Consider the following 18405-nt stretch of genomic DNA (forward strand, 5'->3'; position numbering starts at 1 on the left):
GTGCTGCCACACGGCACGGGATCAGTCGCGCATCTGCCCGGGGGCGATGATTTCACGCGAGCCGTTAGTGTTCATCGCGGTCACGACGCCGGCCATTTCCATGGCTTCGATCATGCGGGCGGCGCGGTTGTAGCCGATTTTCAATTTACGCTGCACGGCAGAAATGGAGGCGCGGCGGCTTTCCAGTACAAAGGCCACGGCTTCGTCGTAGAGGGCGTCGGTTTCCGCATCGTCGTCACCGCCACCGCCGCCGCTCTCGAAGCCGCTGCCGGCTTCTTCGACGCCGTTGAGGATGTCGTCGTTGTATTCCGGGGCGCCACGCAGTTTCCAGGCTTCCACCACACGGTGCACTTCATCATCGGAGACAAAGGCGCCGTGTACACGGATCGGCAGACTGGTGCCCGGTGGCATGTAGAGCATGTCACCGTGGCCCAGCAGTTGTTCGGCGCCACCCTGGTCGATGATGGTCCGCGAGTCGATCTTGCTCGATACCTGGAACGCCATGCGCGTCGGGATGTTGGCCTTGATCAGACCGGTGATCACATCCACCGACGGACGCTGGGTTGCAAGGATCAAGTGAATACCGGCCGCACGGGCTTTCTGGGCGATACGGGCGATGAGTTCTTCAACTTTCTTGCCGACGATCATCATCATGTCGGCAAATTCGTCGACCACCACCACGATGGTCGGCAGCTTGGTCAGCAGCGGTGCTTCGTCGTGGATGCTTTCGCGCTTGTACAGCGGGTCGGCCAGCGGAGTGCCGGCGTCCTGGGCTTCCTTGACCTTGGCGTTGAAGCCCGACAGGTTACGCACGCCCATCTTCGCCATCAGCTTGTAGCGGCGCTCCATCTCGGCGACGCTCCAGCGCAGGGCATTGGCGGCGTCCTTCATGTCGGTGACAACCGGGCACAGCAGGTGCGGGATGCCCTCGTAGATCGACAACTCCAACATCTTCGGGTCGATCATGATCAGCTTGGCGTCATCCGGGCCGGACTTGAACAGGATCGACAGGATCATCGCGTTCACACCCACCGACTTACCCGAGCCGGTAGTACCGGCGACCAGCAGGTGCGGCATCTTCGCCAGGTCGGTGATCACCGGCTTGCCGCCGATGTCGTGGCCCAGGGCCAGGGTGACCGGCGACTTGAAGTTGTCGTATTCCGGCGTCGACAGCACTTCGGAGAAGCGCACGATCTGGCGGTCTTCGTTGGGAATCTCGATACCCACGGTGGTCTTGCCGGGAATCACCTCCACCACGCGGACGCTGGTCACGGCCAGGGAACGGGCCAGGTCTTTCGCCAGGTTGGAGATGCGGCTGACCTTGACGCCAGCGGCCGGCTGAATTTCGTAACGGGTAATGACGGGGCCGGGGTGGATCGAGTCCACCGTCACTTCGACGCCGAATTCCTTCAGTTTGATTTCCAGCAGATGGCCGACAGCAGCCAGCGACTCCGGGGAATAGTTGAGCTGTTTCTTTTCGGCCGGGTCGAGGATCGAGATCGGCGGCAAGGTGCCTTCGACGGCGCTGTCGACAAACAGCGGCGCCTGTTTCTCTTTCTGTACACGAGCGCTCGGCTCGGGGGCCTTGGTCGGCACTGGAGCGATCACCGGCGGCACCTGCTTCTCGCGGTCCGACATGTGCTTGCTCAGGGCCTGTTCGCGCTCGATCAGGCGCTCCTTGACCTTGGCCTGCTCGCGGCGGTCAGGCGTGCTTGGCGCCACCACTTCGTTGACGCGCGTGTCCACCTCACGCAACTGGGCCACCATGCGCTTGCGCTCGACCCGGGCAGCCCACCAGCGATTGGCGGCGCCCTGGAACAGCTCCAGCAGGTCGAGAGTGATCTTGCCGGTCACATCCATCACCTTGAACCACGACAGGTCGGTGAACACCGTGAGGCCGAACAGAAACAGTGCGATAAACATCAGGGTGCTGCCCTGGATATTCAGGGTCTTGCGCGCCAGGTCACCGAGGCTTTCGCCCAGCGCCCCGCCCGCGCCCGCCGGCAGGCCGGTAGGCGCATGGAAATGGATATGCGCCAGCGCCGCGCCGGACAGCACCAGGAACACCAGGCCGATCAGGCGCCAGGAGAACAGCCAGCCGCTCCACTGCCACGGATCGTGGCGCTGGCGGAAGATCTGCCAGGTCTTGATCGCCAGCAGCAATGGGAAGATATACGCGAAGTAACCCAGCACCATGAACAGGATGTCGGCGCTGTAGGAGCCGGCAGGTCCGCCGAAGTTCTGCACGTCGTCGATCTTGCTGTTGTGGCTCCAGCCCGGATCGTCCTTGCCATAGGTGAGCAAGGCCATCATCAGGAACAGGCACAGCGCGCCGATAGCGATCAGCGCGCCTTCCTTGAGGCGGTAATGCAGGTGCTGGCGCCAGGCCGGCACGACTGCTGCTTTGGGTGTTGCGGCGGATTTCTTCAAAACGGGTCTTTTCCTGCGCCTTTGGCGCGTCCATCTATTGAATGACTGCAACTACTGCCCAATCCGAGCAGCTGAAAAATGAACGAACGTCGTTGATTCTACGTTTAACACTGGGTGATGGATCGATGAAACGGCGATAACGCCACAATGGCCGCATTGTACGGGTTTGTGTCCCCGATGCCACGCCCTTGCCCTTCCCCCAGCAGCATAGACAATTGAAGTGTCACATCAGGGTCAATTTGAGCATGCATTGTCTTTGCTGACAAAGGCTTATGGGTTGTTTTTACCAATCAGCGCAAGCTTGGCAAATGGCCTGCATGGCGCCGACCCGATTACGACCACATCCCCGGCAGAGAGTTGCAGAAACACCTGCTCACGCTAATCCCGACCGCCACCCGATTCGGGCTGGCCCTGAGGCGCTGCGTCGACAATAATCACCGCCACGTGCGGCAGGTGTCATACCTGCCACTCCCCTCCCCTTCCATAAGCCTGGATGCCATGCTGACCTGGTTGCAACGCGATTCCCTGACTTTCCCGCCATTGGCCAAGGCCATGCGCGAACCCAATGGCCTGCTGGCCGCCGGTGGAGACTTGTCGGCCGAACGGCTGGTGCAGGCCTATCGGCACGGTTGTTTTCCGTGGTTTTCGGATGGCCAGCCGATTCTCTGGTGGTCGCCGGACCCGCGCACGGTGATTTTCCCTGAAGAGCTGCATGTATCCCGCAGCCTGGGCAAACTGCTGCGCCAACAACGTTACACAGTGACCTTCGACCAGGACTTCGCCGCCGTGATCCAGGCCTGCGCGGCGCCGCGCGCCTATGCCGATGGCACCTGGATCACCCAAGGCATCCAGAGCGCCTACCTGGAGCTGCACAGGCGCGGTTACGCGCACTCGGTCGAGGTGTGGGACGCTGGCGAACTGGTGGGCGGCCTGTACGGCCTGGCGATGGGGCAACTGTTCTTTGGCGAGTCCATGTTCAGTCGCGCCGACAATGCATCGAAGTTTGGCTTCGCCACGCTTACCCGGCAATTGCAGGCTTGGGGCTTTGTACTGATCGACTGCCAGATGCCCAACGATCACCTGCACAGCCTGGGCGCCCGCGCCATACCGCGCAGTGAGTTCGCAGATTTCCTGCGCAACCACTTGGACCAACCCAACAGCGGACCCTGGGTGGTTTCCTAGGCGACTTTCGCGCACGTGGCTTACACTTGTTTCAAAGGCTATCCCGAGGGTTGATCATGACCGAGCTGGCACGCTTGAAGTTCTATGCCACTCAAGCCCACTCTTGCAGCTACCTGCCCAACGAGCAGGCTACCACTCTGTTCCTCGACCCCAGTCAGCCGATGGACGTGCACGTGTACGCCGACCTTTCGGAAATGGGGTTTCGCCGCAGCGGTGATCATCTGTACCGCCCCCATTGCCAGAACTGCAATGCCTGCGTACCTGCACGCATTCCTGTGGGGCAGTTTTTGCCGGATCGCAATCAGAAGCGCATCCTCAAGCGCAATGCCGACCTGACGGTCACAGCGACCAAGCCGCGTTTCAGTGAAGAGTATTTTGATCTTTACCAACGCTACATCGAACAACGCCATGCCGACGGCGACATGTTTCCGCCCAGCCGCGACCAGTTTTCCACGTTCCTGGTGCGCGACCTGCCGTTTTCGCGTTTCTACGAGTTCCGCCTCGACGGCCAGCTGCTGGCTGTCGCCGTGACCGACCTGCTGCCTAACGGCCTCTCGGCGGTCTACACCTTCTACGAGCCGGCAGAAGAGCGCCGCAGCCTGGGGCGCTTTGCAATCCTGTGGCAAATCGGCGAAGCCCTGCGCCTGGAACTGGAGGCGGTGTACCTCGGTTACTGGATCAAAAACTGCAAAAAGATGAACTACAAGACCCAATATCGCCCCATAGAACTGCTGATTAATCAAAGATGGGTCACGCTTAACTAGAACCCCTTGGCTTAAACACCCTTTTTCGGGCACAATGCACGCCGCTTTTGCCTGGCGCAGTTGCACCGGGCCATTCACTGGATACCGAGGGCTTTACTGCATGTCGAAAGAAGACAGCTTCGAAATGGAAGGCACTGTCGTCGACACCCTGCCCAACACCATGTTTCGTGTGGAGTTGGAAAATGGGCACGTCGTAACCGCGCATATCTCCGGCAAGATGCGCAAGAACTACATTCGTATTCTTACCGGTGACAAAGTGCGCGTCGAGCTGACGCCCTATGACTTGAGCAAAGGGCGCATCACTTACCGCGCTCGCTAAGCAAGTCAATACAAAACGCCCGGTTATGCCGGGCGTTTTTGTGTGCGAGCGGGCTTGCTCGCGAATGCGGCGGATCAGCCAATGAATCTGTTGACTGACACTGCGCATTCGCGAGCAAGCCCGTTCCCACATTTGCTCCTCATGGTTTTCAAGACAGCAAAAAGGCGCCTTTCGGCGCCTTTTTGTTTTATTGCAGCTATCGATCAGGCCATTTCAGCCGTGGTTTCGAACTCGAAGGTCAGCTCGCCATCCTTCAAGTCGATGTGCACCACACCGCCGTGGTCGGACAGTTCGCCGAACAGGATCTCTTCGGCCAACGGCCGTTTGATCTTGTCCTGGATCAGACGCGCCATCGGGCGTGCGCCCATTGCCGCGTCGTAGCCACCTTCGGCCAGCCAACTGCGCGCCGCATCGGTCACTTCCAACTGCACGCGCTTGTCTTCCAACTGCGCCTGCAACTCGGTAAGGAACTTGTCCACCACGCTTTTGATGACCTCGTGACTGAGGCGACCAAACTGGATAATGGTGTCCAGGCGGTTGCGGAACTCCGGCGTGAAGCTCTTCTTGATCACTTCCATCGCATCGGAAGAGTGATCCTGATGGCTGAAGCCGATCGAAGCCCGCGCGGCCGTTTCAGCACCGGCGTTGGTGGTCATGATCACGATCACGTTGCGGAAATCCGCCTTGCGCCCGTTGTTGTCGGTCAGGGTCCCGTGGTCCATGACCTGCAACAGCAGGTTGAAGACTTCCGGGTGGGCCTTTTCGATTTCATCGAGCAGCAATACGCAATGCGGTTGCTTGGTGATCGCTTCGGTCAACAGGCCGCCCTGGTCGAACCCGACATAACCCGGCGGTGCACCGATCAAGCGCGACACGGTGTGACGCTCCATGTATTCGGACATGTCGAAACGCACCAGCTCGATCCCCATGGCCTTGGCCAACTGCCGCGCCGCTTCGGTCTTGCCGACGCCGGTAGGGCCGGCGAACAGGAACGAGCCAACCGGCTTGTCCGGCGACTTGAGGCCCGCACGGGACAACTTGATCGCCGTGGACAGCGCGTCAATGGCAGCATCCTGGCCAAACACAGTGAGCTTGAGGTCGCGCTCCAGGTTACGCAGCAGCTCCTTGTCGGAACTGTTGACGTGCTTAGGCGGAATCCGCGCGATTTTCGCGACGATGTCCTCAACCTGAGCCACATCAATGCGCTTCACACGTTTCTCGACCGGTTGCAGGCGCTGATAGGCACCCGCCTCGTCGATCACATCGATAGCCTTGTCCGGCATGTGCCGATCATTGATGTAGCGCGACGCCAGTTCGGCCGCCGCACGCAGCGCCTCATCGGTGTATTCGATGCCGTGGTGCGCCTCGAAACGCCCCTTGAGCCCGCGCAGGATGCCAATGGTGTCTTCAACCGAAGGCTCGGACACGTCGACTTTCTGGAAGCGACGCGCCAGGGCGCGGTCTTTTTCGAAGATGCCGCGGAATTCCTGGAAGGTGGTCGAGCCGATGCAACGGATATCACCCGAGGACAGCAGCGGCTTGAGCAGGTTGGAGGCATCCATCACGCCACCCGACGCCGCACCGGCACCAATGATGGTGTGGATCTCATCGATGAACAGGATCGCTTGCGGGCGTTTCTTCAGTTCGCCGAGCAATGCCTTGAAACGCTTCTCGAAATCGCCACGGTACTTGGTCCCGGCGAGCAATGCGCCCAGGTCCAGGGAGTAGACGACGCTATTGGCCAGCAGGTCCGGCACCTGGTTATCGACGATACGCTTGGCCAGGCCCTCGGCAATCGCGGTTTTACCCACGCCCGCCTCGCCCACCAGCAACGGATTGTTCTTGCGACGACGCGCGAGGATCTGCGCTACGCGCTCGACTTCAAGCTCACGCCCCACCAGCGGATCGATCCGCCCCTGGCGCGCCAGTTCGTTGAGATTGCTGGCATAGGCATCCAGTGGATTGCCCGAAGAAGAAGACTCACCGCCCTCGTCGTCCTGCATATCCTGCTCACCCTCGGAATGATCGCCGTGCCCAGGCACCTTGGAGATACCGTGGGCGATGTAGTTGACGACATCAATACGGGCAACGCTCTGCTGCTTGAGCAGGAACACTGCCTGGCTTTCCTGTTCGCTGAAGATCGCCACAAGCACATTGGCGCCCGTGACCTCACGCTTACCGGAGCTCTGCACGTGGAAAACCGCACGCTGAAGCACCCGCTGGAAGCCCAGGGTCGGCTGGGTTTCACGGTCTTCATCGTGGACTGGAATAAGTGGCGTTGTGGAGTCGATAAACTCCTGCAGGTCATGCTTGAGTTTGTCGAGGTTGGCGCCGCACGCACGCAAGACGGTGGCGGCAGCTTCGTTATCCAAAAGTGCCAGCAGCAGGTGTTCGACGGTCATGAATTCATGACGTTTCGAACGAGCCTCCTTGAAGGCAAGATTGAGGGTGACTTCGAGCTCGCGGTTTAACATAGCTTCACCTCATACCCAAGTGGTCGGCGTTAACCGTCCTTCTCGATTTCACAGAGTAGCGGATGCTGGCTTTCCCTGGCGTACTGGTTGACCTGCATGGCCTTTGTCTCGGCGATGTCGCGGGTAAACACTCCACATACTGCCCGTCCTTCTGTATGAACGGCCAGCATTACCTTGGTCGCCAACTCGCGGTTCAGGTTAAAAAACACCTCGAGCACTTCGACGACGAAATCCATCGGTGTGTAGTCATCATTGAACAAAACCACCTTGTACATCGGCGGCGCCTGTAGAGCAGGCTTGGCCTCCTGAACAGCAATGCCTGCAGAACCGTCGTCGTCATGTTCCTGATCCGGGCGATCCTGATTGAATGTTAGTCGAATCTGGCTGTTTGCATGCATGGAAAGAAAGGTTCGTCAGTGGTTCAAATACAGTGGTGGGGGCGACCTGTCAGAATTTCAACTCTGACCGACTGGTCGCCTTGACTATCGGCAAATCGGTGTTACAACCAATAGAACCCACAGTGGGTAAAAAAGGTCCGCGCAGTCAACCTTATTTATTCGGGTTAGGACGGATAAACTGGATGATACTCCAGTGATGGAGTCTGGTGCAGAGGGATATGGAGATGGCAAGCGGTAAGGTCAAGTGGTTCAACAATGCCAAGGGATACGGCTTCGTCAACGAAGAGGGCAAGAGTGACGATCTTTTTGCCCATTACTCAGCAATCACCATGGAAGGTTATAAAACGCTGAAAGCCGGCCAACCTGTGAGTTTTGACATAATTCAAGGACCTAAAGGGCTGCACGCCGTAAACATCTCTGCGGTTACGGCGGATACCCCTGCAAAACCTGCAACAACCACGGCTCATAAAGAAAAGAAATTAACGGCCTAACCGCCACTGAGCCTGGAGGTTGCAGTAAAAAAAACGGCCATCCCACTCAAACCGGGATGGCCGTTTTTTGTATGCCAGCCTTTTACATATGCGAAATCAACGCATCGCCAAAGCCCGACGACGACACCAACTTCGCCCCTTCCATCAAGCGCTCGAAATCATAGGTCACAGTCTTGGCCGAAATCGCACCATTGGTCCCCTTGATGATCAGGTCTGCTGCTTCCGTCCAGCCCATGTGGCGCAACATCATTTCCGCCGACAGGATCAGCGACCCCGGGTTGACCTGATCCTTGCCCGCGTACTTGGGCGCGGTGCCGTGGGTGGCTTCGAACATCGCCACGGTATCGGACAGGTTGGCGCCCGGCGCAATACCGATACCGCCCACCTCTGCCGCCAGGGCGTCGGACAAGTAATCGCCGTTCAGGTTAAGCGTGGCAATCACATCGTACTCAGCCGGGCGCAGCAGGATCTGCTGAAGCATGGCGTCGGCAATGGCATCTTTAACCACGACATTCTTGCCAGTCTTTGGATTCTTGAACTGCATCCACGGGCCGCCATCGAGCAGCGTGGCACCAAACTCCTCAGCTGCCACTTCATAGGCCCACTCCTTGAAGGCCCCCTCGGTGAACTTCATGATGTTGCCTTTATGCACGATGGTCAGGGAGTCGCGGTCGTTATCCACGACATACTGAAGCGCTTTACGCGCCAGACGCTTGGTGCCCTCTTTGGACACCGGCTTCACACCGATCCCGCAATCCTGGTCGAAACGGATCTTGGTAACGCCCATTTCCTCCTTGAGGAACTTGATGACCTTGATCGCTTCCGGAGAACCGGCCTTCCACTCGATACCGGCGTAAATGTCCTCGGAGTTCTCGCGGAAGATGGTCATGTCCACATCTCCTGGCTTCTTGACCGGGCTCGGCACGCCTTCGAACCAGCGCACCGGACGCAGGCACACATACAGGTCGAGCTGTTGGCGCAAGGCCACGTTCAGCGAACGGATGCCACCGCCGACCGGCGTGGTCAACGGCCCCTTGATGGAAACCACGTAATCCTTGACCGCATCCAGGGTCTCCTGGGGCAGCCAGGTGTCCTGGTCGTAGACTTGAGTCGCCTTCTCGCCGGCATAAACCTCCATCCACGAGATCTTGCGCTTGCCGCCGTAGGCCTTTTCAACAGCTGCGTCGACCACCTTGATCATCACCGGGCTGATGTCGACGCCGATACCATCACCCTCGATAAAAGGGATGATCGGGTTATTAGGAACATTGAGAGAATGGTCTGCATTGACGGTGATTTTGTCGCCGACGGCTGGAACCTGAATCTTCTTGTATCCCATGCTGAACTCCATCTTTGGATTGAACATCTGGCTGCGCTCGAGCCTACTCCAGATACATGACGACTGAAACCTCACGCCACGGTCATTTGCGTCGAAAACAGCACATTTAGTCGTCTACAAGCCTGAAATCTAAGGCAAATTCGCCAATCTTGAGCACGCCATACGACTTTGGGCGCAATGGGGTACCTGCGACCTTTAGACCAATGGACGACACACCTTTTGTATGAAGGCTCGGCGTAAGCATAGCGACCTATGTATAATGCCGCCGCTGACCCAAGAGTCACGACGGCGGACCGCTCTAGAACACAGCCTTCCGCTACAAAGCAGGACTATTACAATAGCCCACCCGCTTGACGCTCGACTGATGCAACCCAACATCACCGCGAAGAAACCTCGACATTTCGCTCATGGATGACTTTGAACGAACGCGCTCCACCCGGCGCATCTCGAGTTTCTGCGCACGCTTTCAGCAAAGAAGAGAGTTAATCCGAATATGCCCACCCGCTCGAAGATCATCTACACCTTCACCGACGAAGCCCCGGCCCTCGCCACCTATTCACTGCTGCCTATCGTAGAGGCCTTCACCGCTTCCGCTGATATTGCCGTGGAAACCCGCGACATCTCCCTCGCCGCGCGCATCCTCGCAAGCTTCCCCGAGCAATTGGGCGCCAAGGCCATCCCGGACCACCTCGCCGAACTGGGCGACCTGGCCGTTACGCCTGAAGCCAACATCATCAAGCTGCCTAACATCAGCGCCTCGACCCCGCAGCTGCAAGCCGCGATCAAGGAACTGCAGGCCCAGGGCTACGCCCTGCCGGACTACCCGGAAACCGTAACCACCGACGCGGAAAAAGAAACCCGCGCACGTTACGACAAGGTCAAGGGCAGCGCCGTGAACCCGGTACTGCGCGAAGGCAACTCCGACCGCCGCGCACCGCTGTCGGTCAAGAACTACGCACGCAAGCACCCGCACAAAATGGGCGCCTGGGCTGCCGACTCCAAGTCGCACGTTGCCCACATGAACAGTGGCGACTTCTACGGCAGCGAAAAAGCCGTACAGATCGAAGGCGCCGATGCTGTCAAAATCGAGCTGATCGCCCAGGACGGCACCGCCACTGTCCTGAAGGAAAAGACTTCGGTACAGGCCGGCGAAATCATCGACAGCGCCGTATTGAGCAAGAATGCACTGCGTTCGTTCATCGCCGCTGAAATCGAAGACGCCAAGAAACAAGGCGTGCTGCTGTCGGTCCACCTCAAAGCCACCATGATGAAGGTCTCCGACCCGATCATGTTCGGCCAGATCGTTGCCGAGTTCTATAAAGACGCCCTGGCCAAGCACGCCACCGTGCTGGAACAGATCGGCTTCAACCTGAACAACGGCATCGGCGACCTGTACGCTCGCATCAAGGCCCTGCCGGCCGACCAGCAGGCACAGATCGAAGCTGACATCCAGGCGGTCTATGCCGCTCGTCCTTCCCTGGCGATGGTCAACTCCGATAAAGGCATCACCAACCTGCACGTGCCGAGCGACGTGATCGTCGACGCCTCGATGCCAGCCATGATCCGTGACTCCGGCAAAATGTGGGGCACCGACGGCCAGCTGCACGACACCAAGGCCGTGATCCCGGATCGCTGCTACGCCACCATCTACCAGGCCGTCATCGAAGACTGCAAGGCCCATGGCGCTTTCGACCCGACCACCATGGGCAGCGTGCCAAACGTTGGCCTGATGGCGAAGAAAGCCGAAGAGTACGGCTCCCACGACAAGACCTTCCAGATCAAGGCCGACGGCGTAGTCCGCGTCACCGACAGCAAGGGCAACCTGCTGATGGAACAGAAAGTCGAAGCCGGCGACATCTTCCGCATGTGCCAGACCAAAGACGCGCCGATCCAGGACTGGGTCAAACTGGCCGTCAACCGCGCCCGCGCCAGCGCCACTCCAGCGATCTTCTGGCTGGACCCACAGCGCGCGCACGACGGCGCCGTGATCGAAAAAGTCCAGACCTACCTGAAAGACCACAACACCGAAGGCCTGGACATCCGCATCATGTCGCCGGTCGACGCGATGAAGTTCACCCTGGAGCGCACCCGCAAGGGCCTGGACACCATCTCGGTGACCGGCAACGTGCTGCGCGACTACCTGACCGACCTGTTCCCGATCATGGAACTGGGCACCAGCGCCAAGATGCTGTCCATCGTGCCACTGATGAACGGTGGAGGCCTGTTCGAAACCGGCGCCGGCGGCTCGGCCCCGAAACACGTGCAACAGCTGGTGGAAGAAAACTTCCTGCGCTGGGATTCCCTGGGTGAGTTCCTGGCCCTGGCGGCCTCCCTTGAGCATTTGGGTGTGACGTACAACAACCCGAAAGCCCTGGTACTGTCCAAGACCCTGGACCAGGCCACCGGCCAGTTCCTCGACAACAACAAGTCGCCATCGCGCAAAGTCGGCAACATAGACAACCGCGGCAGCCACTTCTACCTGGCACTGTACTGGGCTCAAGCCCTGGCAGCCCAGACCGAAGACACCGCACTGCAAGCGCAGTTCGGCGAACTGGCCAAGACCCTGACCGAGAACGAAGCGACCATCGTTGCCGAGCTCAACGCCGTACAGGGCAAGCCAGTGGACATCGGCGGCTACTACGCGCCGAGCCCGGAACTGACCAGCAAGGCCATGCGCCCAAGCAACACCCTCAACGCGGCGATTGCCAAGTTGAAGTAAGGTTGTGAGGTGACATCACAAACCCCGGCCTGGTGCCGGGGTTTGTGTTTTCAGCGAATTCAAGTTTATTCACAGGGAAGCATTGACGTACTCTGAAGTCCAAACGGAGCGAATCAACTCAAGCACCTCACACCTGTAAACAGGATTCCAACCGTCCCGCTCTTTAGACACCACAGCAAATTGAGGCAGTACCGGCAAACTGGAAATGCCTTCAAGACTCCTTAAACCCGAAACCTGCGCGACAAAAGGCAGTAATGTAATGCCAACTCCTGCTTGCACTGCAGACCGCAGCGACATCAAGTCTTCCGACTCGTAAACGCAATGCCATTTTATACCGCACTCCTCTAGACTCCGGATCGCTAGACTGCGAAACCCACAGGGTGGCTTGAACAAAGCGAGCGGGACATCGTGTGGCTTATCGACCACGTCAGCGCTATCGCCAGCAAACCATCTGACCGATAATGTGTGCCAAGGACGCTCGTGCATCTTTTCCAGTTCATCTATCACAAGACATAGGTCGATCCTACCCTCACTTACCGCGTCCAATAGCAAACCAGACCTAGCGACCTTCACCACCATCTGTATGGTTGGAAAGTGAGTAGCCATGCTGGAAATAATCTTTGGGAGCACCCTCTCACAAAAATGCTCTGGCATACCCACTATGATCGTTTCTCTTCTTTCAACTCTCTCAAACAGCCTGCCAACTTTATCGTTACAAATGACTATATCTTTGGCATAACCCAAAAGCTTTTCTCCCTCCAATGTCAGCAATACCTGTCGATTTTCCCTCGCAAACAGCACCACACCCAATAAATCCTCTAACCTTTTAATCTGCTGACTGATAGCAGGCTGAGTCAAACTTAGAGCTTCAGCCGCTCGCGTAAAACTTTTGGTCTCACCTACTTTGATAAAGCTCCGCAACGACTGAACATCAAGATTGACTCTCATAACACGCCACCTATCGAAATTAATATTCTGATTGTGGCAAATCAACACTTCATCCACCACTGACCATTCGGATAGGTAAGGGGCAAAATTACGTATGAAAACATGCAACAAAATGTTTAATTAGAGATTCTCCTGTCATCCTAAGCTGATAGGCGAGCCTTAGAGGCATTAAAGTACATACCGGAGGTTAATGCCAACCTCGCCAAAACAGACTCTGCACGCATAGTCGAATGTCGAGCGTTGATTTCTAAAGCACTAGTAAAAAAGAACGCACCGCTTGTCAGCTCCCCCAAAACAGTGATTCTGTCATCTACATGCCCCAGATGATTTATCAAACCACCCGTTTCAGTAGACACCTTCACTCCGCCAAATGGGTCGACGCACCCAATTCCTCGCTGGAGAATATTCTGCACCAAAGGGTTATCAAACTTACTCGCATCCCGAGGAGTACCCGTGGCCAGTACAACGGAGTCATAATTGTGGCAACTCTTAAGCGATCGATTAACTACCTTTAAGCAAAACCGCTTATTGTATTCAATCGCCTCAAGCCCACCCTTTATAATTGATAGCTGCCCAGACTCGAGTAATGATCTAATTTTCAATGCATTCTCCATCGGAATAGAAACACGGTAGGCCATCCACCAGCTTGAGTAACCCAGAAATATATGCTTATCCTCATCCGGCATTGCAGGCCAAATCAAATCAAGTACAGCATTTGTCGAGTAGAGAACGGATTGCCAAAACCGAGGGTGTTGGGCAGCCGCTATTTCAGCCTCAAGAAATTCCGCTGCCGGTCTCTGGGAACACATTGCAGTCCAATCAGCCATGCCAATCCGCTTACCCTCCAAGGCCAATTCTTGCGTCATCCAACGAATAACGTCGTCAAGTCGGACTACGCCAGATCGAGAAATACAAGACCTGACTGTTTCCGGCGTCAATATCGTGGGTTGATAGCGCCCCTGACTCCCCCTGACACTAGGCAGAGCTCCCGTGCGGGAATGCAATGTAATGGGCCCTTCATGGCCATTAGCAGTCAGCCCTATAACTGCATCGATCGCACTCAATCTTGAACCGACAATTGCAACACTCGCCTGCTTTTGAATCAGCCGGCTTGTGCGCTTTATAGGATAAGGACTGGAGAAGAAACCCTGCGTACCCTCCAGGTGCTGGTATTCGAGACTGCGTGCATTACCACAACTCAACACCACATGATCACTGGGGAACGATAGATTCCCTTTTGTTGAAACCACGACCGTTCCGTCATGGGAGAAGCTTATATTTACAACCTCGTCATGGACTGGAATCAATTGACAACCGAGTTCTACAGCTTTTTTGACTAGAGATTGAATCATGTGCGCAAGATATAACCCGAACAGGGGCCGAGGCAAAAATGCATGTGGGCACAGTTCAATGTCAGGGAAGTCATCTTCCCAAACCCCACGATTAGCCACCAACCATCCGTAAAAATGTCCAGGCTGATCAGGAAAAGGCGAAATAAATTCCGCTCGTGTATTTAAAATATTTGTGGAGCAGTCTTCCGAGTAGGCAAACCCTCGACCACATTGAGATTGTTTGTCCACCAAAAATATCGACACATCCGAATGGCAGCCATATCGCCCTAAACCATTCAAAATCGCGTAGATAAAAGAGACACTTGAGGCTCCACCCCCAATTATCGTGATTACGCTGCCAGACATAACAACCTCCCACTATTTTTTTCTGCATGAAACATGCTTATTTTTTAAAAGCTTCAAACAACATACTTACAATACAAATATGTGCTCCGACATAGGCCTGCAGTTCCCAGACACGACAAAACCACCCTCTATGAATGGGATAATATCCTGCTCGATACTTATACCCGGAGCGATCTCCTCCAAATAGACCACTCCATTTTTCAGTGCAAAAACTGCACGCTCCGTAACAAAAATAACTCGTTGGCCCAACAATTGAGAATAGCCACCGTTAAATGTCAATTGCGAGACCTGGCGAACAAATTTATTTACTCGACCTTCCCGAACTATATGAACCTCCCCTTCACTTACACTCACAACCAACCCTGCAGCTGTAAAAGTCCCACAAAATACAATGCATCGCGCCGACTGTGAGATGTTTATGAAGCCACCCGCGCCTTGCAACTTACGACCAAACTGCGACACATTGACATTGCCAAAACTATCCATTTCGGCAAAACCCAAGCACGCCACATCAATCCCACCACCTTCGTAAAAATCAAACAAAGCTGCCTGCTCAATGATACTAACCGGACGATAGCTAGCCCCAAATGACAATCCAGTTGCTGGCCGACCACCTATAACGCCGGATTCAACAGTAAAGTTCATCGACTCCGCACAACCTAACTCTTCAGCCACCTGAGCAACGACGACCGGTATACCAATACCAAGATTGATAACCCTCGCATTTTCACGTCGAATTTCCTGCAAAGCTCTTTTAGCAATAATTCTCTCCGCGCACGAAATCGGCCTCTCACTAGGCGTGAGAACTCCCGGACGCGTAAATGCTGAATTACTTGCCACGCCATACGTTTGAGGATGTTCATGAGGGCGCGACACCGTCACATAATCCACCAACAACCCAGGCACTATTACATGCTGCGGTTCAATATCGTGTAGTCCCACCAAACTTTCAACCTGCACAATCACTATTCCACCGGAGTTCTTGACTGCCATGGCCTGCGCAAGCACATCACTATTAGACACTTCCCGTTCAATCGAAATATTGCCCGAAGGATCACAAGATGTCCCTCTTAGTAACGCGCAATCCACCTTAAGTGCAGGATAAAATAGCGTCCACTCTCCATTAATAATAATTTTCTGAACCAGTGTGCCTGCGCCCCTGCTATTCAAGCACGCCCCCTCATAATCAGGATCAACGAAAGTGTTAAGGCCAACATTTGAGATCACACCAGGCTTCTTCGCCGCGATTGCACGGAATAGCTGGCTGATAACCCCCTGCGGCCAGTTATGCGCCTCTATCTCTCCTAAACGCGCCATATTTCCCAATCGCGGCACGAGTCCCCAGAACCCTCCAATTGCCTTGGCCACCAGCCCACTCTGGGCCAAAACGTCCACCCCCCTTTTGTCAAGATCTCCAGAGGCAGAAGTGAATAGCAAACCCAGCTCACGAGGCCGTCCCTCCCGCTTGAAACGCTCACTGATTGCTCGAGTAAGTCCATCAGGATGCCCGCAACTTCCAAACCCTCCCGGAACGATTGTCCATCCGTCTTCAATCAATTCTGCCGCTTGCTGTTCGTTGATAACTTTCATGCTGCGGCCTCGGAATCCTGAGGTGGAGCGGGCTGAACGGGTTGCTCCCAAACGACTAGAAACGTACAACCCGTAGCAGAAGAAAGTTGGTGAGTAGAGCCCGGCGGGTAAATTTGCAGCGCACCTGCAGTATGTCGCCCCCTGTCATCGACTAGTTCACCATCGACCACCAACACTAATTCCCATCCCTGATGCCTGTGTCTCGGCGTTAAAGCTCCGACAGCATAACGAACCAATGCGGCAACTGGCCCTTGCGCATTATCCCGCGCATCATAAAGGTAAAATATTGAAATCCCTTTGCGCCCTTCCACTTCATAAGGTTCAAAATTCAGATAATCAATATCGTCAACGTGCAGTCCACCTCCAGACCGGCAAATGTCATCGCTATATAATTTCTCATCAGCCATTTCGTGCTTAAACATTAGCATTCTCCTGATAAGCAGCCTTCAATATTCGACGCTTACTTTGCTCTCGAATGATTCATCAAATAAACTCCCCCCCCCGACACAATGAAACCTACAATCACCACCACACTCGGTACTTCACCCAACATCAACGACGCCATGATCTGAGTGACAGCCGGAATAACATGAAACAAGTTAGTCGCCTTACTCGCCTCCCCCCGCCGAATCATCAGGTAAAGCAGGGTCAGCGCGCCGACCGAGTTCATTACAGTGATCCACGCCACAGAGGCAGCGAAGGGCCCCCACTGCGTCACCTGCATGGTCTCGGTGGCATAGGCCAGCAGCAACATGACCAGCGACGCGGTGACCATCTGAACAAAACAGCCCACCCACAGGTTGACGCCGCCGAGAAAACGCTTCTGATAAAGCGTGCCAAGGGTGATGCCTAGCAGCGCCAGCCCTACCGCGCCATAACCGCCGATTGACGCCTCGGTACCAAAAAAACTGCTGCCTACCACAATAGCCACGCCGCCTACGCCCAGGATCGAGCCTGGCAAGTCGCGCCAACTCAATTGCTCGCCTAAACAGAAATAGGCGCCTATCACCACAAATACCGGCATCAGCCCAACAATCAGCGCAGCTTGCCCAGCCGGGACGCCCTGACTTATCCCGGTGTAGAGGCCGCCAAACTGCAGAGCCTGCAAGAGCAACCCCACGGCAGCCGCGTGAAGGTAGGGTGTAAGCCGCCTAGGCCACTCGGCCTTGATCGCGAGCGCCACGCCCAGGAAAACCAAGGCAGCCAGGGCAAATCGGTAGAACGTCATGGTGAAGGGCTCGCCATAGCGCACACCGAACGCACCACCGATATAACCGGAACTCCACAACAGGATGAAGGCAATCGGCAACGGCGATGTAAGGCGCACTTCGTAGCTTTTGTGGGCAATCGGATTCATGAGATTTCTCCAGTGAAGGTTCTGGAGAGGTAAACTGCGCCGCTGGCACATCGGGGTAAAATCATAAAATGTCGGGCGTGTCATGCAGATTGCTTATGCCCCCCCCTGAGGAAACCCGATCCACATGCGGGAGCGGCGGTGCGCCGATCGCACTTGCCCACTCCCACATTGACTACGATCCTGCCGGTAGACCGCGTCGCACATTCAAATCGAGGCATTCCATGACCTGGCAACCCCACATCACCGTCGCCACCATCGTCGAAGACAACGGCCGCTTCCTTATGGTCGAAGAACTCAAAAACGGCCGCGCCGTGCTCAACCAACCCGCCGGCCATCTCGACCCGCACGAAACCCTCACCGAAGCCGCTGTGCGCGAAACCCTCGAAGAAACCGGCTGGGATGTCGAAGCCACCGGCATCGTCGGCATCTACCTGTACACCGCGCCGAGCAACGGCGTGACCTATCAGCGGGTTTGCTTCATCGCCAAGGCTCTCAAACACCACCCCGACTACCCACTCGACGAAGGCATCCTGCGTGCCCGCTGGCTGAGCCGTGACGAACTGCTGGCCGTGCGCGACGACTGGCGCAGCGAGCTGATCATCCGCTGTATTGATGATTATCTGGCCGGCCAGCGTCACAGTCTCGAATTGATCCGCCCTTCTCTTTAGCCTTGAAGGCCCGAGCCTGATAGAATCGC

15 protein-coding genes are annotated in these 18405 nt (G+C 56.2%); 6 read left to right on the forward strand and 9 right to left on the reverse strand.

Annotated features, from left to right (window positions below; all coding sequences use genetic code 11):
* Positions 1–21 precede the first annotated feature (21 nt).
* Positions 22–2430, reverse strand: a complete 2409-nt coding sequence (locus AC3ISR_RS16990) for a DNA translocase FtsK (RefSeq protein ID WP_489324383.1) — start codon at positions 2428–2430, stop codon at positions 22–24.
* 498 nt (positions 2431–2928) lie between these two features.
* Between AC3ISR_RS16990 and aat the strand changes: the two genes are divergently transcribed.
* From aat to infA, 3 genes are all read left to right on the forward strand, one after another.
* A complete protein-coding gene (aat, locus tag AC3ISR_RS16995; protein ID WP_192296552.1) occupies positions 2929–3612 on the forward strand; it encodes a leucyl/phenylalanyl-tRNA--protein transferase in 684 nt (227 codons plus the stop codon).
* 56 nt (positions 3613–3668) lie between these two features.
* On the forward strand, positions 3669–4376 hold the full coding sequence (locus tag AC3ISR_RS17000; protein ID WP_192296553.1) for an arginyltransferase: 708 nt from the start codon (positions 3669–3671) through the stop codon (positions 4374–4376).
* A gap of 100 nt (positions 4377–4476) precedes the next feature.
* Positions 4477–4695 carry a translation initiation factor IF-1 gene (infA, locus tag AC3ISR_RS17005; protein WP_002553999.1) on the forward strand — a complete coding sequence of 73 codons (219 nt, stop codon included), beginning with the start codon at positions 4477–4479 and terminating at the stop codon, positions 4693–4695.
* Between the two features lie 203 nt (positions 4696–4898).
* On the opposite strand, the gene clpA is transcribed toward infA, so the two are convergent.
* Both clpA and clpS read right to left on the reverse strand, forming a co-directional pair.
* Positions 4899–7169 (reverse strand): ATP-dependent Clp protease ATP-binding subunit ClpA, encoded by a 2271-nt coding sequence (clpA, locus tag AC3ISR_RS17010; protein ID WP_192296554.1) that lies wholly within the window; start codon positions 7167–7169, stop codon positions 4899–4901.
* Positions 7170–7198: 29 nt separating this feature from the next.
* A complete protein-coding gene (gene clpS / locus AC3ISR_RS17015) occupies positions 7199–7567 on the reverse strand; it encodes an ATP-dependent Clp protease adapter ClpS (protein ID WP_005789091.1) in 369 nt (122 codons plus the stop codon).
* Positions 7568–7785: 218 nt separating this feature from the next.
* Here clpS and cspD point away from each other — a divergent pair, with 218 nt between their 5' ends.
* Positions 7786–8058, forward strand: a complete 273-nt coding sequence (gene cspD / locus AC3ISR_RS17020; protein WP_305391087.1) for a cold shock domain-containing protein CspD — start codon at positions 7786–7788, stop codon at positions 8056–8058.
* Positions 8059–8140: 82 nt separating this feature from the next.
* On the opposite strand, the gene icd is transcribed toward cspD, so the two are convergent.
* The gene (gene icd, locus AC3ISR_RS17025) at positions 8141–9397 is read right to left on the reverse strand and encodes an NADP-dependent isocitrate dehydrogenase (protein WP_192296556.1); all 1257 of its coding nucleotides are present in this window, start codon (positions 9395–9397) and stop codon (positions 8141–8143) included.
* 493 nt (positions 9398–9890) lie between these two features.
* Between icd and AC3ISR_RS17030 the strand changes: the two genes are divergently transcribed.
* On the forward strand, positions 9891–12116 hold the full coding sequence (locus tag AC3ISR_RS17030) for an NADP-dependent isocitrate dehydrogenase (RefSeq protein WP_192296557.1): 2226 nt from the start codon (positions 9891–9893) through the stop codon (positions 12114–12116).
* Between the two features lie 69 nt (positions 12117–12185).
* On the opposite strand, the gene AC3ISR_RS17035 is transcribed toward AC3ISR_RS17030, so the two are convergent.
* The 5 genes from AC3ISR_RS17035 to AC3ISR_RS17055 form a co-directional block, all read right to left on the reverse strand.
* The gene (locus tag AC3ISR_RS17035) at positions 12186–13064 is read right to left on the reverse strand and encodes a LysR family transcriptional regulator (protein WP_268945320.1); all 879 of its coding nucleotides are present in this window, start codon (positions 13062–13064) and stop codon (positions 12186–12188) included.
* Positions 13065–13204: 140 nt separating this feature from the next.
* Positions 13205–14761, reverse strand: coding sequence for an FAD/NAD(P)-binding protein (locus AC3ISR_RS17040; RefSeq protein WP_463983585.1), 1557 nt, complete (start codon positions 14759–14761; stop codon positions 13205–13207).
* A gap of 66 nt (positions 14762–14827) precedes the next feature.
* Positions 14828–16351: an acyl CoA:acetate/3-ketoacid CoA transferase gene (locus AC3ISR_RS17045; protein ID WP_463983584.1), complete on the reverse strand. Its 1524-nt coding sequence runs from the start codon at positions 16349–16351 to the stop codon at positions 14828–14830.
* Positions 16348–16773 (reverse strand): cupin domain-containing protein, encoded by a 426-nt coding sequence (locus tag AC3ISR_RS17050; protein ID WP_463983583.1) that lies wholly within the window; start codon positions 16771–16773, stop codon positions 16348–16350. Before AC3ISR_RS17050 ends, AC3ISR_RS17045 begins: the two co-directional genes overlap by 4 nt.
* Before the next feature lie 38 nt (positions 16774–16811).
* Positions 16812–17708, reverse strand: a complete 897-nt coding sequence (locus AC3ISR_RS17055) for a DMT family transporter (RefSeq protein WP_489324384.1) — start codon at positions 17706–17708, stop codon at positions 16812–16814.
* A 221-nt stretch (positions 17709–17929) separates the two neighbouring features.
* Here AC3ISR_RS17055 and AC3ISR_RS17060 point away from each other — a divergent pair, with 221 nt between their 5' ends.
* Positions 17930–18376 (forward strand): NUDIX hydrolase, encoded by a 447-nt coding sequence (locus tag AC3ISR_RS17060; protein ID WP_463983581.1) that lies wholly within the window; start codon positions 17930–17932, stop codon positions 18374–18376.
* Positions 18377–18405 lie beyond the last annotated feature (29 nt).

This window comes from Pseudomonas sp. GL_117, from assembly GCF_057835125.1.

Coding starts and splice junctions, on each gene's coding strand:
- AC3ISR_RS17035 (WP_268945320.1), bottom strand. CDS start 13,064: ATGAGAGTCAATCTTGATGTTCAGTCGTTGCGGAGCTTTATCAAAGTA.
- AC3ISR_RS17050 (WP_463983583.1), bottom strand. CDS start 16,773: ATGTTTAAGCACGAAATGGCTGATGAGAAATTATATAGCGATGACATT.
- clpA (WP_192296554.1), bottom strand. CDS start 7,169: ATGTTAAACCGCGAGCTCGAAGTCACCCTCAATCTTGCCTTCAAGGAG.
- AC3ISR_RS17055 (WP_489324384.1), bottom strand. CDS start 17,708: ATGAATCCGATTGCCCACAAAAGCTACGAAGTGCGCCTTACATCGCCG.
- AC3ISR_RS17030 (WP_192296557.1), top strand. CDS start 9,891: ATGCCCACCCGCTCGAAGATCATCTACACCTTCACCGACGAAGCCCCG.
- aat (WP_192296552.1), top strand. CDS start 2,929: ATGCTGACCTGGTTGCAACGCGATTCCCTGACTTTCCCGCCATTGGCC.
- icd (WP_192296556.1), bottom strand. CDS start 9,397: ATGGGATACAAGAAGATTCAGGTTCCAGCCGTCGGCGACAAAATCACC.
- AC3ISR_RS17045 (WP_463983584.1), bottom strand. CDS start 16,351: ATGAAAGTTATCAACGAACAGCAAGCGGCAGAATTGATTGAAGACGGA.
- cspD (WP_305391087.1), top strand. CDS start 7,786: ATGGAGATGGCAAGCGGTAAGGTCAAGTGGTTCAACAATGCCAAGGGA.
- AC3ISR_RS17000 (WP_192296553.1), top strand. CDS start 3,669: ATGACCGAGCTGGCACGCTTGAAGTTCTATGCCACTCAAGCCCACTCT.
- AC3ISR_RS17060 (WP_463983581.1), top strand. CDS start 17,930: ATGACCTGGCAACCCCACATCACCGTCGCCACCATCGTCGAAGACAAC.
- clpS (WP_005789091.1), bottom strand. CDS start 7,567: ATGCATGCAAACAGCCAGATTCGACTAACATTCAATCAGGATCGCCCG.
- AC3ISR_RS17040 (WP_463983585.1), bottom strand. CDS start 14,761: ATGTCTGGCAGCGTAATCACGATAATTGGGGGTGGAGCCTCAAGTGTC.
- infA (WP_002553999.1), top strand. CDS start 4,477: ATGTCGAAAGAAGACAGCTTCGAAATGGAAGGCACTGTCGTCGACACC.